At 74.6% G+C, this 15,883-nt stretch carries 12 protein-coding genes; 5 read left to right on the top strand and 7 right to left on the bottom strand.

Translation table 11 applies throughout. The annotated features are described in order from the left end of the window. Positions 1-12 precede the first annotated feature (12 nt). Both AC1050_RS05555 and AC1050_RS05550 read right to left on the bottom strand, forming a co-directional pair. The gene (locus AC1050_RS05555) at positions 13-3,963 is read right to left on the bottom strand and encodes a multifunctional oxoglutarate decarboxylase/oxoglutarate dehydrogenase thiamine pyrophosphate-binding subunit/dihydrolipoyllysine-residue succinyltransferase subunit (RefSeq protein WP_482386364.1); all 3,951 of its coding nucleotides are present in this window, start codon (positions 3,961-3,963) and stop codon (positions 13-15) included. Positions 3,964-4,170: 207 nt separating this feature from the next. After that, entirely contained in the window at positions 4,171-5,475 is a 1,305-nt protein-coding gene (locus tag AC1050_RS05550) for a multidrug effflux MFS transporter (RefSeq protein WP_482386363.1), read from the bottom strand. A 110-nt stretch (positions 5,476-5,585) separates the two neighbouring features. On the opposite strand from AC1050_RS05550, the gene AC1050_RS05545 reads away from it, so the two are divergent. Beyond that, positions 5,586-6,089 (top strand): MarR family winged helix-turn-helix transcriptional regulator, encoded by a 504-nt coding sequence (locus AC1050_RS05545; protein ID WP_482386362.1) that lies wholly within the window; start codon positions 5,586-5,588, stop codon positions 6,087-6,089. Here AC1050_RS05545 and AC1050_RS05540 read toward each other — a convergent pair. The 4 genes from AC1050_RS05540 to AC1050_RS05525 all read right to left on the bottom strand — a co-directional run bounded on the left by AC1050_RS05540 (position 6,082) and on the right by AC1050_RS05525 (position 9,828). Next, entirely contained in the window at positions 6,082-6,891 is an 810-nt protein-coding gene (locus AC1050_RS05540; RefSeq protein ID WP_482386361.1) for an ABC transporter permease, read from the bottom strand. The genes AC1050_RS05545 and AC1050_RS05540 overlap by 8 nt on opposite strands. Next, the gene (locus AC1050_RS05535; protein ID WP_482386360.1) at positions 6,888-7,871 is read right to left on the bottom strand and encodes an ABC transporter ATP-binding protein; all 984 of its coding nucleotides are present in this window, start codon (positions 7,869-7,871) and stop codon (positions 6,888-6,890) included. The genes AC1050_RS05540 and AC1050_RS05535 overlap by 4 nt, the downstream gene beginning before the upstream one ends. Positions 7,872-7,963: 92 nt before the next feature. Then, complete coding sequence (locus AC1050_RS05530) at positions 7,964-9,046, bottom strand: sensor histidine kinase (RefSeq protein WP_482386359.1); 1,083 nt, start codon at positions 9,044-9,046, stop codon at positions 7,964-7,966. Then, positions 9,043-9,828 (bottom strand): response regulator transcription factor, encoded by a 786-nt coding sequence (locus AC1050_RS05525; RefSeq protein WP_482386358.1) that lies wholly within the window; start codon positions 9,826-9,828, stop codon positions 9,043-9,045. The genes AC1050_RS05530 and AC1050_RS05525 overlap by 4 nt, the downstream gene beginning before the upstream one ends. Positions 9,829-9,981: 153 nt before the next feature. On the opposite strand from AC1050_RS05525, the gene AC1050_RS05520 reads away from it, so the two are divergent. From AC1050_RS05520 to AC1050_RS05510, 3 genes are all read left to right on the top strand, one after another. Continuing rightward, on the top strand, positions 9,982-11,304 hold the full coding sequence (locus tag AC1050_RS05520; RefSeq protein ID WP_482386357.1) for a hemolysin family protein: 1,323 nt from the start codon (positions 9,982-9,984) through the stop codon (positions 11,302-11,304). Beyond that, the gene (locus AC1050_RS05515; RefSeq protein WP_482386356.1) at positions 11,301-12,347 is read left to right on the top strand and encodes a hemolysin family protein; all 1,047 of its coding nucleotides are present in this window, start codon (positions 11,301-11,303) and stop codon (positions 12,345-12,347) included. The genes AC1050_RS05520 and AC1050_RS05515 overlap by 4 nt, the downstream gene beginning before the upstream one ends. 251 nt (positions 12,348-12,598) lie before the next feature. Continuing rightward, positions 12,599-13,459 carry a M15 family metallopeptidase gene (locus AC1050_RS05510; protein WP_482386355.1) on the top strand — a complete coding sequence of 287 codons (861 nt, stop codon included), beginning with the start codon at positions 12,599-12,601 and terminating at the stop codon, positions 13,457-13,459. A 177-nt stretch (positions 13,460-13,636) separates the two neighbouring features. Here the strand turns inward: AC1050_RS05510 and AC1050_RS05505 are convergent, their stop codons facing one another. Further along, on the bottom strand, positions 13,637-14,560 hold the full coding sequence (locus AC1050_RS05505) for an aldose 1-epimerase family protein (RefSeq protein ID WP_482386354.1): 924 nt from the start codon (positions 14,558-14,560) through the stop codon (positions 13,637-13,639). A 68-nt stretch (positions 14,561-14,628) separates the two neighbouring features. Here AC1050_RS05505 and prfB point away from each other — a divergent pair, with 68 nt between their 5' ends. Beyond that, on the top strand, positions 14,629-15,747 hold the full coding sequence (gene prfB, locus AC1050_RS05500) for a peptide chain release factor 2 (RefSeq protein ID WP_482386353.1): 1,119 nt from the start codon (positions 14,629-14,631) through the stop codon (positions 15,745-15,747). The last annotated feature ends 136 nt before the right edge of the window (positions 15,748-15,883 follow it).

Genomic DNA, 15,883 nt, shown 5'->3' with positions numbered 1-15,883 from the left:
CTGGGCCGCGGGTCAGCGGGCGAAGGCCTCGCGGAGGAGCTCCGCCTGCTCGGCCTGGTGCGCCTTGGCCGAGCCGGCCGCGGTGGACGCGGACGCCGGGCGGGAGACGGCCCGCACCGGCGCGCCGACCACCTGGGGCAGCGCGAGCGAGACGTACGCCCACGGGCCCTGGTTGCGCGGCTCGTCCTGGACCCAGACCAGCTCGGCGCCGTCGAACGGCGCGAGCGCCGACCGCAGGCCCTCGTGGTCGAGCGGGTACAGCTGCTCGAACCGGACGATCGCGGTGCGGTCGTCGCCGAGCTTCTCCCGCTGCGCGACGAGGTCCCAGTAGACCTTGCCGGAGCAGAGCAGCACCCGGTCCACGCGCCCGGCCTCCGCCGCGGCGCGGTCGTCGCCGACGACCGGGCGGAAGGTGCCGGAGGTGAAGTCCTCCACCGCCGAGGCCCCGGCCTTGAGCCGCAGCATCGACTTGGGCGTGAACACCACCAGCGGGCGCCGCGGCCGGGCGTAGGCCTGGCGGCGCAGCAGGTGGAAGTACGACGCGGGCGTGGTCGGCTGCGCGACCGTCATGTTGCCCTCGGCGCACATCTGCAGGAACCGCTCGATGCGGGCGGACGAGTGGTCCGGCCCCTGGCCCTCGTAGCCGTGCGGCAGCAGCAGCACGACGGACGAGTGCTGGCCCCACTTCTGCTCGGCGGAGGAGATGAACTCGTCGATGACGGTCTGCGCGCCGTTGACGAAGTCGCCGAACTGCGCCTCCCACAGCACCAGGGCGTCGGGGCGCTCGACGGAGTAGCCGTACTCGAAGCCGAGGGCGGCGTACTCCGACAGGGACGAGTCGTAGATCCAGAACTTGCCCTGGTCCGCCGACAGGTACAGCAGCGGGGTCCACTCGGCGCCGGTCTCGCGGTCGTGCAGCACGGCGTGCCGCTGCACGAACGTCCCGCGGCGCGAGTCCTGCCCGGCCAGGCGCACCGGCGTGCCCTCGATCAGCAGGGAGCCGAACGCGAGGATCTCGCCGAAGCCCCAGTCGATGCCGCCCTCGCGGGACATCTGCTCCCGCTTGGCCAGCAGCTGCGCGAGCTTCGGGTGGATGGTGAAGCCCTCGGGGGCGCGGACGTGCGCGGCCCCGATGCGCTCCAGCACCTTGCCGGGCACGGCGGTCTGCCAGCCGATGATGACGCCCGCGTCCTCGCGCTGGGACTCCGGGCGCTCCAGGCCGGCGACGGGCTCGGCGTCCGGCGACGGCGGCGTCCAGCCCTCCTCGCGGGTCTCGGCGAACACGCGCTCGAGCTGCGCCTGGTAGTCGCGCAGGACGTGCTCGGCCTCCTCCAGCGTGATGTCCCCGCGGGAGACGAGCGCCTCGGTGTACAGCTTGCGCACCGACCGCTTGGCCTCGATGAGGTTGTACATCAGCGGCTGGGTCATCGAGGGGTCGTCGCCCTCGTTGTGGCCGCGGCGGCGGTAGCAGACCATGTCGATGATGACGTCGCGGTCGAACTGCTCGCGGTACTCGAACGCGAGCTCGGCGACCCGGACGCAGGCCTCGGGGTCGTCGCCGTTGACGTGGAACACCGGGACCTGCAGGCCCTTGGCGACGTCGGTGGCGTACTGCGAGGACCGCGAGGACGACGGGCCCGTGGTGAAGCCGACCTGGTTGTTGATGACGACGTGGATGGTGCCGCCGGTGCGGTAGCCGCGCAGCTGCGCCAGGTTGAGCGTCTCGAAGACGACGCCCTGGCCCGCGAACGCCGCGTCGCCGTGGATGAGGATCGGCAGCACGGAGAACCCGTCGCCGCCCAGGTCGATCCGGTCCTGCTTGGCCCGGACGATGCCCTCGAGCACCGGGTCGACGGCCTCCAGGTGCGACGGGTTGGCCGCGAGGTAGACGCGCGTCGAGGCGCCGGACTCGGCCTGGAACACGCCCTCGGTGCCGAGGTGGTACTTGACGTCGCCGGAGCCCTGCACGGACTTCGGGTCCTGGTTGCCCTCGAACTCGCTGAAGATCTGCCCGTAGGACTTGCCGGCGATGTTGGCCAGCACGTTGAGCCGGCCGCGGTGCGCCATGCCGATCGCGACCTCGTCCAGGCCGCCGTCGGCCGCGCGGGACAGGATGGCGTCGAGCAGCGGGATGACCGACTCGCCGCCCTCCAGGGAGAACCGCTTCTGCCCGACGTACTTGGTCTGCAGGAACGTCTCGAACGCCTCGGCGGCGTTCAGGCGGCGCAGGATGCGCAGCTGGTCCTCGCGCGGGGTCGGCGCGTAGCCGGCCTCGAGCCGCTCCTGCAGCCAGCGCCGCTGGCGCGGGTCCTGCAGGTGCATGTACTCGAAGCCGGTGGTGCGGCAGTAGGAGTCGCGCAGCAGGCCGAGCACCTGGCGCAGCGTCGCCCGCGGCCGGCCGGTGAAGCCGCCGGTCGGGAACGTCCGGTCCAGGTCCCACAGGGACAGGCCGTGCGTCTGCACGTCCAGGTCCGGGTGCCGGCGCAGCCGGTAGGCCAGCGGGTCGGTGTCGGCCATCAGGTGGCCGCGCGACCGGTAGGAGTGGATCAGCTCGGCGATCCGGGCCGGCTTGATCGCCTCGGCGTCCGGGTCGGCCGCCTCCTTGACCCAGCGGATGGGCTCGTAGGGCACGCGCAGCGACGCGAACACCCGGTCGTAGAAGCCGTCCTCGCCCAGCAGCTTGCGGGCCAGGATGCGCAGGAAGTCGCCGGACTGGGCGCCCTGGATGATCCGGTGGTCGTAGGTCGACGTGACCGTCAGGACCTTCGACACGCCCATCTTGTTGAGCTGCTCGTCGGACGTGCCCTGGAACTCGGCGGGGTAGTCCATCGCGCCGACGCCGATGATCGTGCCCTGGCCCTGCATCAGGCGCGGCACGGAGTGCACGGTGCCGATGGTGCCCGGGTTGGTCAGCGACAGCGTGGTGCCCGCGAAGTCGTCCACGCCGAGCTTGCCGCCGCGGGCTCGCCGCACGACGTCCTCGTACGCGGTCCAGAACTGCGCGAAGTCGAGCGTCTCGGCCTTCTTGATGCTCGGGACCAGCAGCTGGCGGGTGCCGTCCGGCTTGGCCAGGTCGATCGCGAGGCCCAGGTTCACGTGCGCCGGCGTCAGGACGCCGGGCTTGCCGTCGACCTGCGTGTAGGCGCTGTTCATCGCCGGCATCTCGCCGACCGCCTCGACCAGCGCGAAGCCGATCAGGTGGGTGAACGAGATCTTGCCGCCGCGCCCGCGCGCCAGGTGGTTGTTGATGACGATGCGGTTGTCGACCAGGAGCTTCGCCGGGATCGCGCGGACCGACGTCGCCGTCGGCACGTCGAGGCTCGCCTCCATGTTGGTGACGACCCGCGCGGCGGGGCCGCGCAGCCGCTGCACCTCGTCGGTGGCCTCGGGCGCCTCCTGCTCCGCCTCGCGCGCCGCCTTGGCAGCGGGGGCGTAGGGGGCGGTCGCGGGCTGGGCCGTCGCCACGGGCGACGTCGGCGGCGCGGCCTCGGGGTCCCGGGACGCCGGCTGGTCCTGCGGCGGGGTGGCCGCGGGGGTCGGCGCCGGCCCGACGGGCCGGCCGTCGCCGGTGTGCGCGGGCCGCTCGGCGCCGGCCGCCTGGACCGTGCCCGGGCGCTCACCCGCGGGTGCCTGCCCGTCGCCGCCGGCGGGTGCCTGCCCGTCGCCGCCCGCCGGGGCGGGACCCGGGGGCGTCGCCGGCGGCGCGGACGCGGGCGCCGGCGGGGTCGCCGTGGCCGCCGGTGGCGCCGACGGCGTCGGACCCGCCGCTCCGCCGCTCACCCCGTCCGGTGCGCCCGACGTCGTCGCGGCGGGCGCCGAGGGCTTGTAGCCCTCGAAGAAGTCCCACCACGCGGGGTCGACCGCGGACTTGTCCTGGAGGTACTGCTCGTACAGCTCGTCGACGAGCCAGGTGTTCGCGCCGAAGTCGGCACGGTTCACGTCAGGCTCCGCATGCTGGGACACGCGAGGATCGCCCACTTCCTCCGCGGCCACCAGACCGCGTCATCGCCGGATCAGTTCGTCCCCAACCCTACGTCCTGACCGGGCGTCATCTCCCCTCGGGGCGGGCGGCTCGCCGAGGGTTCACACGCTTGTCACACGACGGGTCGTCCCGGGGTGTCGGGCTCCCCATCTGCGCGTCTGCCCCGGGTCTGCATCAGACCAACTCGGTCATGCCCCGGCCGGGACCGGCGCACCGGCGCCCCCGGCGGGCGCCGTGACCGCGAGCCGGGTCGCGAGCAGGGCCACGACGCTGACGGCCACCATGGTCACCGCCATCGGGAGCGCGTCGTGCTCGCCGGCCAGCCCGACCAGCGGCGACACCACCGCGCCCAGCCCGAACTGCAGCGCACCCATCACGGCCGACCCCGTCCCCGCGGCGTGCGGGACCTCGCCCGTGGCCAGCGTGGTGGCGTTGCCGAGCACGAGCCCGAGCGAGCTGACCGCGAGGAACAGCAGCACGAGCGTCGGCCAGCGGGGCAGGTCCAGGAGCACGACGTCGAGGAGCAGCAGCACGCTCAGCACCGTCAGGGCGGTCACGCCCGCGACGAGCATCCGGCGCGGCGCGATCCGCCCGACCAGCTGCGTGCTCAGGCCGGCCACGACCGACAGGCCGAGCGCGTTGGCGGCGAACGCCAGCGAGTAGCCGAGCACGGACAGGCCGAGGACGTTCTGCAGCACGAACGGCGACGCCGAGATGTAGGCGAACATCGCGGCGAACGCGAAGACGAGCGCGCCGGTCCAGCCGAGGTAGCGGCGGTTGGTCAGCACGCTGCGGGCGTCACGGAGCGTGGCGGCGAGCCCCCCGGCGGTGCGGTGCTCGCGGGGGAGCGTCTCGGGGACGAGGGCCAGGACCCCGGCCAGCATGAGCGCGCTCATCCCGGCGAGGATGCCGAACACGCCCCGCCAGCCGACCGCGCCGACCAGCGTGCCGCCGAGCAGCGGCGCGAGCACCGGGGCGACGCCCTGGATCGCCATCATGAGGCCGAACAGCTGCGCGGCCGCGGTGCCGCGGGCGCGGTCGCTGATGACCGCCCGGCTGAGCACCATGCCCGCGGCGCCGCTGAAGCCCTGCACGAACCGGGCGGCGATCAGGAACCCGATGGACGGCGCCAGCGCGCACGCCAGGGCGGCGGCCGCGCAGACCGCGGCGCCCGCGACCAGCAGGCCCCGCCGGCCGCGCTGGTCGGACAGCGGGCCGATCACCAGCTGACCGAGCGCCAGCCCGATCATGAACGTGGTCAGCGACAGCTGGACCGCGGACGCGCTGGTCCCGAGGTCCGCGGCGAGCTGCGGGAACGCGGGCAGGTACATGTCGGTCGCCAGCGGGGCGATCGCGGTCAGCAGGGCCAGGACCGTGGTCGTGGCCAGCGGCAGGGCGTGCCGGGGCGGGGTGGGGCCGGCGGTCCCGGACGAGGCGGTGGACCCGGTGCTGGTCCCGGCGGCGGGCACGGCGGTGCCTCGGGTGGTGGTCATGGGGTGCTCCGATGCGCAGAAGGGCACGACGCGGGGGCGGCGGCCGACCGGAGCACTCTATCTATGAAGTCATATATGTCTAGCCATATGCACCCTGCTAGGCTCCGATGGTGACCGACGCCACCGCCGACGACCTGCGCGAGCTCGCCGTCGCCCTGCACGACCTGTCCCGTGCGGTGCGCCAGGCGCAGGGGACGCAGGACGGTCCGCCGCGGCTGCCGCCCACGGAGTTCGAGGTGCTGCGGTACGTCGCCGCGCGACCGGGGACCAGCGTGGGCGGGGTGGCCGCCGCGCTGGACCTGCGGCAGTCCAACGTCAGCGCCGCGGTGCGCGGGCTGGTCGCCCGCGGGCTCGTGGAGCGCGCCGCCGACCCCGGCGACGGCCGGGTGACCCGCCTGCGCCCGACGGCGCTCGCCGAGCAGCACCGGGACCCGGTGGAGGAGGGCTGGGGACGGACGCTCGCCGCCGCGCTGGCCGGGCTGTCCCGCGCCGACGCGGCGGCGGTGCGCGCCGCCGCCGGCCCGCTGGCGCGGCTGGCCGCGCGCACGCGCACGCCCCCGCCGTCCGCGCCCGGGGGCACGGAGGACGGGGGCGCGAAGCGACCGGTCAGGTGATGTCGCGCTTCAGGGTGGTCAGCCGGCCGAGCAGCGCCAGCAGCACCGCGTACCCGATCAGCACGGCCGCGCCGGCGGCCGGGCCGAGCAGGTCGCCCGCGCCGGTGGTCGAGTAGAACGAGCCGCCGCTGATCGCCTCGCCGGCGGCCCCGGGCAGGAACCTGCCGATGCCCGCGAGGGACTCGTTGAGGCCGAGCACCAGGCGGGCGATCGGCTCGACGAACTGCGTGAAGGCCAGCACGACGACGATGGCGACCACCTGGTTCGGCATGGCGAACCCGAGGCCGACGCCCACGACGCACCAGACGGTCAGCGCCAGCGCGGTGCGGGCGATGATGCCCCAGATCTCGGGGTCGTCCAGGCCGTTCGCCGCGCCGGTGACCGCGAAGCCCGCCGCGCCGGCCCCGACGGTCGCCAGGGTGCCGAGCACGCCGTAGACCAGGCCCATCGGGATGCTGGCGAGCAGCTTGGCGCCCACGAGGACGTTGCGGTCCGGCTGGGCGAGCAGCGTCGGGGTGAGCGTGCGGTGCCGGAACTCGGCCGTCACCGCCAGCAGCCCCACGAGCAGCGGGAGCGCGTAGCCGAACGAGGCCGGCAGCGTGTAGACGGCCGTGGCCAGCGCCGTGCCGTCCAGCTGGACCGGGCCGCCCGACGTCCCGGTGACCTCGGCGCCGTCGAACGTGAGGGCGAACGCCATCATGGCGCCGAGGAACGCCATGTAGCCGACCATCACGATCAGCAGCACCCACCAGGTGCGGGTCGTGACGATCTTGCGGTACTCGGAGACCAGCGTGTCCTTCATCGCGCACCTCCGGCGACGGTCGTGGTGTCGGTGGGCGCCTGCGGGGCGGGGGCGGCGTGCGCGCCGTGCGGCACGGCCGGCGCGGTCAGGCGCAGGAACACGTCCTCCAGCCCGACGCCGTGGGCGGCGAGCTCGTGCAGCTCGAGCCCGGCGGCGAAGGCGGCGTGGCCGACCGTGCGCACGTCGGTGCCGACCAGCTCGGCGACGCCCGGCACCGGGGGACCACCGGCGCGCTGCCAGCCTCCGCCCGCGACCAGGGCGTCCAGCCCGGCCACGTCCGGCGACGCGACGCGCACCCGCGGCTCGGCGAGCGCGCTGAGCTCTTCCAGGGTGGAGGCGTGCACGAGGCGGCCGCCGGCGATGATGACCACGTCGTCGACCGTCTGCTGGACCTCGGACAGCACGTGCGAGGACACCAGCACGGTGCGGCCCTGGGCGGCGAGCGCGCGCAGCAGGTCGCGCAGCCAGCGGATGCCCTCGGGGTCCAGGCCGTTGGCGGGCTCGTCGAGCAGCAGCACGGGCGGGTCGCCGAGCAGCGTCGTGGCCAGCGCGAGCCGCTGCCGCATGCCGAGTGAGAACCCGCCGACGCGGCGCTTCGCGGCGTCGCCCAGCCCGACCAGGTCGAGCACCTCGGTGGCGCGGGCGTCCGGGACGCCGGCCTGCGGGGCGTACACGCGCAGGTGGTCCAGGGCCGTGCGGCCCGGGTGGAAGTCCGCGGCCTCGAGCGCGGCGCCGACGGTGCGCATCGGCCGCTCCAGGTCGGTGTACCGCCGGCCGCCGATCGTGGCGGTGCCGGCGGTCGGGGAGACCAGGCCCAGCAGCATCCGCAGGGTGGTGGTCTTGCCGGCGCCGTTGGGTCCGAGGAACCCGGTGACCCGGCCGGGCCGGACGGTGAAGCTCAGGTCGTCCACGGCCCGGACCTGGCCGAACGTCTTCGTCAGGTGACTGACCTCGATGGCGTGCGTCGCGTCGGGTGGCATGCCCCGACCCTAGGGAACTCGGGTCGCCCGGCGGATCAGCCGCGAGGTGGAACCGGTGCCGTCCGCTCCGCCGCGAGGCGGAGCAGGCCGCCTCAGAACGCGCCGGTGGCCGGCCGCGACGTGCGCCGGGACGGCAGCATCACGCGCATCGTGCAGCCCGTGTCGCTGTCCGCGACCTCGACGGTGCCGCCGTGCAGAGTGACCGCCCACCGGACGATCGACAGGCCGAGCCCCGTGCCGCCGGTCGAGATCTGGCCGGTGATGGCCGGGGTGTTGCCGCGGGCGAACCGCTCGAACACCCGCTGCCGCTGGTCCGCCGCGATGCCGGGACCGGCGTCCACGACGTCCAGCTGCACCCAGCCGCCGGCGCGGCGCGCCTCGAGCCGGACCTCGGCGCCCTGCGGGGAGTGCCGCACGGCGTTCTGCACCAGGTTGGCGACGACCTGGTGCAGCCGCTCGCGGTCCGCGGGCAGCGTCAGGTCCGGCGGGTCGACGACCACCGGGAACGTCAGGTCCTTGGAGGACCCCACCAGCCGGCCCTCCTGCGCGGCCTCCGCGAGGAACTGCGCCATCGGCACGTCGGTCACCTGCAGGTCGACGGCGCCGGCCTCCAGGCGCGACAGGTCCAGCAGGGTCGCGACCAGGCGGCTGAGCCGCTGGGTCTGCGCCAGGGCCGCGCGCATCGCCTCGGGGTCCGGGTCGTCCACGCCGTCGACGATGTTCTCCAGCTGCGCCTGCAGCGCGGTCACGGGGGTGCGCAGCTCGTGGGAGACGTTGGCGACCATCTCGCGGCGGACGGTGTCGGCCTGCTCCAGGTCGTCGGCCATCCGGTTGAACGCCGTCGCCAGCTCGCCGACCTCGTCGCGGCTGGTCGCCCGGACCCGGCGGCTGTAGTCGCCGGCGGCCATCGCCCGCGCCGCCGAGGTCATCTCCCGCAGCGGCGAGGTCATCCCGCGGGCCAGCAGCTGGGTCATCAGCAGCGCGATGACGATGACGATCGGGAACGTGCGGGTCGGGCCGAGCGCGTTGCTCATGCCGAGCCAGGTGAGCATCGCGGCGACGAACACCGCGGCGGCGACGAGGACGCCGAGCTTGATCTTGATCGACCGCAGCCGGTCGAGCGGGCGCACGTCCGGCAGCCGCCCGACCCGGCGCTGGTGGCGGGGGACCGTCACGCCGGACCGGCTCCCGCGGTCCCGCCGGCGGGCTCGAGCGCGTAGCCCACGCCGTGCACCGTCCGGATCAGGTCAGCGCCGAGCTTCCTGCGCAAGGCCTTCACATGCGAGTCCACCGTGCGGGTGCCGGAGGCGTCCACCCAGTCCCAGACCTCGGCCAGCAGGCGCTCGCGGGTCAGCACCGTGCGGGGGCTCGCGGCCAGGGCGAGCAGCAGGTCGAACTCGGTCGGCGTGAGGTGCACCTCCTCGCCGCCGCGGTGCACGCGGCGCTGGGCGCGGTCGATCACGACGTCGCCCACGGCGACCGGCGGCTCGGCGTCGGCCGCGCCCGCGGTCAGCTCGGCGGCCAGCGCGGCGCGCTGCTGCCGGCGCAGCAGGGCCTTCACCCGGGCCACGAGCTCCCGCATCGAGAACGGCTTGGTCATGTAGTCGTCGGCCCCGACGCCGAGCCCGATGAGCATGTCGGTCTCGTCGTCCCGCGCGGTGAGCATCAGGACGGGCACCGGGCGGTCCGCCTGGATCCGGCGGCACACCTCGAGGCCGTCGATCCCGGGCAGCATCACGTCGAGCACCACGACGTCGGGCCGCAGCCGGGCCGCGGCCTCGACCGCCTGCAGGCCGTCGCCGACGGTGTCGACCTGCCAGCCCTCGGCCGACAGCCGGCGGGCGACCGCGGTGGCGATCGCGGGCTCGTCCTCGACGACCAGGACCGAGGTGGACACGGCGCCCGGGGCGCCCGCGGGGGAGCCGGCGGCGCCGCCGGGCCGGGATGTCGACGTCATCGGGCCAGCGTAGAGCGCGGGTGTGGAGGTTTCGTATGATCGAGCCACCATGAGCAGCTCAAGTCGCTGCCGGCGTCCTCCCCGTGCCGACCGGCCCGGGAGCGACCACGCCGGCCCCTCCTGCCTCCTCCCGCTCGCCACGGACGGTGACCCGTGCTGACCGAGTGCCTGCTCGTCGCCCTCGGCGTCGTGCTCACCGCGGGCACCGCGGTGTTCGTCGCGAGCGAGTTCTCCCTGGTCACCCTGGACCCCGGCGTGGTCGAGGGCCAGACCCGCCCCGACGACCGCCGCGGGCAGAGCGTGCTGCGGTCGCTGCGCCGGCTGTCGACCGAGCTGTCCGGCGCCCAGGTCGGGATCACCGTCACCACGGTGCTGCTCGGCTACACGACGCAGCCCGCCGTCAGCACGTTGCTCGGCGGGGCGCTGACGGACTCGTTCCTCGGGGCCGCCGCCGGCGGCGCGGTCGCCGTGGTGCTGACCCTGGTGCTCGTCAACGGGTTCTCGATGCTGTTCGGCGAGCTGGTGCCCAAGAACTTCGCGATCAGCCGCCCGCTGCCCACCGCGCGGTGGGTGGCGCCGCTGCAGGCGGGCTTCACGTCCGCCCTGCGGCCGCTGATCTCGCTGTTCAACTCCAGCGCGAACGCGCTGCTGCGGCGGTTCGGCGTCGAGCCGCGCGAGGAGCTGTCCGGCGGGCGCTCGCCGCAGGAGCTCGCCGCGCTCGTCAAGCGCTCCGCCCAGGAGGGCACGCTCGACGAGTCGACGGCCACCCTGCTCACCAACTCGATCGAGTTCACCGACCTGACCGCCGTCGACGTGATGACCGACCGGCAGCGCGTCGTCGTGCTGCGGCGCGAGGACACCGCCACCGAGGTCGTGCGGCTGTCCCGCGAGACCGGGCACTCCCGGTTCCCCGTGATCGGCGACGACTCCGACGACATCGTCGGGCTGGTGCACCTGCGCCGCGCCATCGCCGTGCCGTACGAGCGGCGCGACGAGGTCCCCGCCGCGGCGCTCATGGTCGACGCCCCGCGCGTCCCGGAGACCGTGCACCTGGGGCCGCTCCTCGTGGACCTGCGCGAGCACGGCCTGCAGATGGCGGTCGTCGTCGACGAGTACGGCGGCACCTCCGGCGTCGTCACGCTCGAGGACGTCGTCGAGGAGCTGGTCGGCGACGTCGCGGACGAGCACGACCGCCGCCGCTCGGCCGCCTCCCGCCGGGCCGACGGGGCGTGGGTGGTCTCCGGGCTGCTGCGTCCCGACGAGCTCACCGAGACCACCGGCCTGGTGGTCCCCGAGGACGGCCCGTACGAGACGCTCGGCGGCCTGGTGATGGCCGCGCTCGGCCGGGTGCCGCTGGCCGGGGACGAGGTGGTGGCGGGCGACGTCCGGCTGCGCGTCGAGTCGATGACCCGCCGCCGGGTCGAGCGCGTGCTGGTGCAGCGCGCCGAGGCCGGCGCCGAGGGGGGTGCCGCGTGAGCAACCAGGTCGCCCTCGTGCTCGCCGTCGCCCTGCTGGCCGGCAACGCCTTCTTCGTCGCGGCGGAGTTCGCGATCATCTCCGCGCGCCGTTCGGCGATCGAGCCCCTGGCCCAGGCCGGGGACCGGCGCGCCACCACCGTGCTGTGGGCGATGGAGCACGTCTCGCTCATGCTCGCGTGCGCGCAGCTGGGCGTCACCGTGTGCTCCACGAGCCTCGGCCTGGTCGCCGAGCCCGCGATCGCGCACCTGATCGAGGACCCGCTGCACGCGCTCGGGGTCAGCACCTCGCTGGCGCACCCGATCGCGTTCGTGGTCGCGCTGCTGGTGGTCGTCTACCTGCACGTCGTGCTGGGCGAGATGGTGCCCAAGAACCTCGCCGTGTCCGGCCCCGACCGGGCGGTGCTGGTGTTCGGGCCGCCGCTGGTCTGGCTCGCCCGCGTGGTCCGTCCCGTGATCTTCACGCTGAACTGGGTGGCCAACCACGTGCTGCGGCTGTTCCGGGTCGACCCGCGGGACGAGGTCGCCTCGGCGTTCACGGCGCAGGAGGTGCAGTCGATCGTCGAGCAGTCGCGCGCCGAGGGGCTGCTGGACGACGAGCAGGGGCTGCTGTCCGGGGCGCTCGAGTTCTCGGACCGCACCGCGGCCGAGGTGATGGTGCGTCCCGACGACCTGGTGACCGTGCCCGTCGACGTCACCCCCGACGACGTGGAGCGGCTCGTGGCCCGCACCGGCTACAGCCGGTTCCCCGTCCTCGGCCGCGACGGCACCCCGACCGGCTACCTGCACGTGAAGGACGTCCTGTACGCCGACGACGAGTCCCGGCGCCTGCCGGTGCCGTCCTGGCGGGTCCGTGCGCTCGCCGTGGTCGCGCCGGGCGACGAGGTCGAGGAGGCGCTCGCCGCCATGCAGCGGTCCGGGGTGCACCTCGCGCGGGTGGAGGACGACGGCCGGTCCGTCGGCGTCGTGTTCCTGGAGGACATCCTCGAGGAGCTGGTCGGCGAGGTCCGCGACGCCATGCAGCGGGGCGCGTTCCGGCGCTAGCCGCCCGGTCGTTCACCCGTCCGTGGGACCTGCGTCACACGGACGGGTGGTCCCGGTGGGTGATCTGCGGCGACACGCCGATGATCCGTCAACTACCCCGCCCCAGGGGGTTGGAGGCGGCGGGCTCCGCCCGTTACAGTTTCGTGATCGTCTCCCCCCGGACGGTCTCGGCCGCCGCGCTGTCGCGCGCTCGCCGGACGGGGGCCGGTCGCCCTCGTCCGCCAGTCCCGTCAGCGAGCCCCGGAGGTCCTGTGGTGCAGCACCGCGCGCAGCCCGCTGCCGCCGGCGCCCCCACTCGTCGCCAGCTCCGCGAGGCCGCCCGTGGCGGCGCCGCGCCGGCCCCGGTGGTCGCCGCCCCCGCCGCACCCGTCCTCGACGCCGACGCCGCACGCGGCCGGCACGGCAACCCGCTGGCCCGCTGGGGCACCCGCGCCGGCGTGCTCGTGACCCTGGCCGCCGTCACCGTCGCGATCCCGCTGTCGCAGCAGTCCGCGCGCAGCGAGGCGGTCGCCGACGTCGCGGCCGACCTGACGCTGCCGAGCACCGTCGAGGCCCTGACGTCTTCCTCGTCCGCGGTGCTGCCGCCCGCCTCCCTGGTCTCCGGCGACGCCACCGCGGTGCGCCAGCAGGTCGACGTCAGCCGCAGCGAGGTGCGGGAGATCCTGCCCGGCTGCGACGGCGAGGCCGGCACCGACAGCGCGAACGGGCAGCTGCCGCAGGGCGACCTCTGCTCTCTGTGGGACGGCGGCACGCAGCTGCGCGCCGACGCCGCCGAGGCGCTCGCCGAGCTCAACGCCGTGTGGGTCACCCGGTTCGGCACCGACCTGTGCCTGTCCTCGGGCTACCGGACCCTGGCCGAGCAGCGCGCCGTCAAGGCGGCCAAGGGCGGGCTCGCCGCCCCGGCCGGCCGCAGCAACCACGGCTGGGGCCTCGCGGTGGACCTGTGCACCTCGCAGACGACCGGCGCGCAGTGGGAGTGGCTCAACGAGAACGCCCCGGTGTTCGGCTGGGAGAACCCGGCCTGGGCGAAGCCCGGCGGCAGCGGCCCGTACGAGCGCTGGCACTGGGAGTACACCAAGGGCGTCATGGCCGACGGCGAGTACTACGGCTGACCCCCCCGACGCACGAACGGCCCCGCCTCCTGCCGAGGCGGGGCCGTCCGCGTCTCCGGCCCCCTGCACCCCCTCGCCGAGGTAGTACGGTCCGCACGAGGTCGAGCGCCGTGACGCTCGACCTCGGCGAGCTCGCTCGACCTCGGCGGCCGTGCGCGGGCCGGGGGAGGCGGCCGGTCAGATCAGGGTCATGCCCCACGTGACCGCGTGGGTGGCGCCCGGGGCCAGGCGGACCAGGCGCTCGCCGGTGCGGAACGCGTCGGCGATGCAGCTCATCGGCTCGGCCGCGACGCCGCGGCGCGAGATCCGCGGGATGCCGTCGCCGGTGCACACCTGCCAGGTGTCCATCGACCCGTCCATCCACATCGCCGCGCCGTGGCCGTCGGTCGACCCGAGCACGACCCAGGACAGGCCGTCCGCGTCGCGGGTGACGTCGACGAACGCGTCGTCCAGCGCCACGCCGGCCAGGGGCTGCGGGGTGGTGCGGTCCTCGGCGCCGGACAGCGGCCGCGTGCCGGTCGGCAGCAGGCGGTCGTCCACGGTGACCTGGGAGGTGGCGTCGACGCGCAGCGTGCAGTCGTCCACGGCGGCGGGGCCGGGGGAGAGCCAGGGGTGGAAGCCGATGCCGTACGGCGCGTCGGTCGCCTCGAGGTTGGTGGCGGCGACGTGCACGCGGAGCCCGGCGTCGGACAGCGAGTACGTCACGTCGATCCGCAGCGACCACGGGTAGCCGGGCGTCGGGACCACGTCGTGCCGCAGCGTCACCGAGGTGTCGCCGTCGGGACCGGGCTCCGAGGCGACCTTCTCGAACCGGACCTGGGCCACGAGGCCGTGCAGGGCGGTCATCCGGTCGGGCTCGGTGACGGGGACCTGGTGGTCGGTGCCGTCCCAGGTGTACTGCCCGTCGCGCAGGCGGTTCGGCCACGGGGCCAGGACGGCGCCGGAGTAGGCGGGGGCGAGGTCGCCCTCGTCGAACGGCAGGACGACGTCGCGGCCGCCGACGGCGTAGGTGCGGACGCTCGCGCCCACCTCGGCGATCGTGGCGCGGTGCTCACCGTGCGCGAGGGGATGCTGTCGTCCGGAGGGTGCAGGCGTGTTCACGCTCACACCGTAGTGGCTGCCGGTGGGGCGGACCCGGCCCCGCCCGGCAGCGGGTAGCCTGGACCGTCGTGGCAGCCACCGACTTCCCCGCCGAGATCCGCAACCTGCGCACGACGCTCGGGACGATCCAGGCGGTCTCCGACCCCGAGGTCCTCCGCAAGCGGATCGCCGAGCTCTCCGAGCAGGCCTCCGCGCCCGACCTCTGGGACGACCCGGACGCCGCGCAGAAGATCACCAGCGCCCTGTCGGCGTCGCAGTCCGAGCTGGACCGCGTGTCGAAGCTGGGCGGCCGGATCGACGACCTGGAGACGCTCGTCGAGATGGCGACGGAGGACGGCGGCGACGCCGACACCCTCGCCGAGGCCGAGGCCGAGCTGCTGACGATCCAGAAGGACCTGGGCGAGCTCGAGGTCCGCACCCTGCTGAACGGGGAGTACGACCAGCGCGACGCGGTCGTGACCATCCGCGCCGGGGCGGGCGGCGTCGACGCCGCGGACTTCGCCGAGATGCTGATGCGGATGTACCTGCGCTGGGCCGAGCGGCACGGCTACCCGACGACGGTGCTCGACACCTCCTACGCGGAGGAGGCCGGCCTGAAGTCGGCGACGTTCGAGGTCAAGACGCCGTACGCGTTCGGCCACCTGTCCGTCGAGGCCGGGACGCACCGCCTGGTGCGCATCTCGCCGTTCGACAACCAGGGCCGCCGTCAGACGTCGTTCGCGGCGGTCGAGGTGATCCCGCTGATCGAGCAGAGCGACGACAACATCGAGATCCCCGAGTCGGAGATCAAGGTCGACGTGTTCCGCTCGTCCGGCCCGGGCGGGCAGTCGGTCAACACGACCGACTCCGCGGTCCGCATGACGCACATCCCGACCGGCATCGTCGTGTCGATGCAGAACGAGAAGTCGCAGATCCAGAACCGCGCCGCCGCGCTGCGCGTCCTGCAGTCCCGCCTCCTGCTGGTCCGCAAGGCCGAGGAGGACGCGAAGAAGAAGGAGCTCGCCGGCGACATCAAGGCGTCGTGGGGCGACCAGATGCGCTCGTACGTGCTGCACCCGTACCAGATGGTCAAGGACCTGCGGACCGAGTACGAGGTCGGCAACACCGCCGCGGTGTTCGACGGCGACATCGACGGGTTCCTCGAGGCCGGCATCCGCTGGCGGCGCTCGGCCACCGTCGGGGCCTGAGCCGCACCGGAGCCACCCATACCGGGCATTCCGCCCGGTACGGCGGGTGGTGCGCCGACTCACAGGTACCGGTGCGGCGTGTCACGGGCGGGTCACGACGGGCGGCTGCCTACGCTCGACGAGGCCAGGAGCACCA

The organism is Cellulomonas sp. NEAU-ZC6, from assembly GCF_056844425.1.
The sequence above is the reverse complement of the archived record's forward strand: the minus strand, read 5'-3'. Positions and strand labels throughout refer to the sequence as shown.

What these genes read in the sequence shown, in the direction of transcription:
- AC1050_RS05550 (WP_482386363.1), bottom strand. Translation starts at nt 5,475, where the DNA reads ATGACCACCACCCGAGGCACCGCCGTGCCCGCCGCCGGGACCAGCACC.
- AC1050_RS05540 (WP_482386361.1), bottom strand. Translation starts at nt 6,891, where the DNA reads ATGAAGGACACGCTGGTCTCCGAGTACCGCAAGATCGTCACGACCCGC.
- AC1050_RS05525 (WP_482386358.1), bottom strand. Translation starts at nt 9,828, where the DNA reads ATGACGTCGACATCCCGGCCCGGCGGCGCCGCCGGCTCCCCCGCGGGC.
- AC1050_RS05535 (WP_482386360.1), bottom strand. Translation starts at nt 7,871, where the DNA reads ATGCCACCCGACGCGACGCACGCCATCGAGGTCAGTCACCTGACGAAG.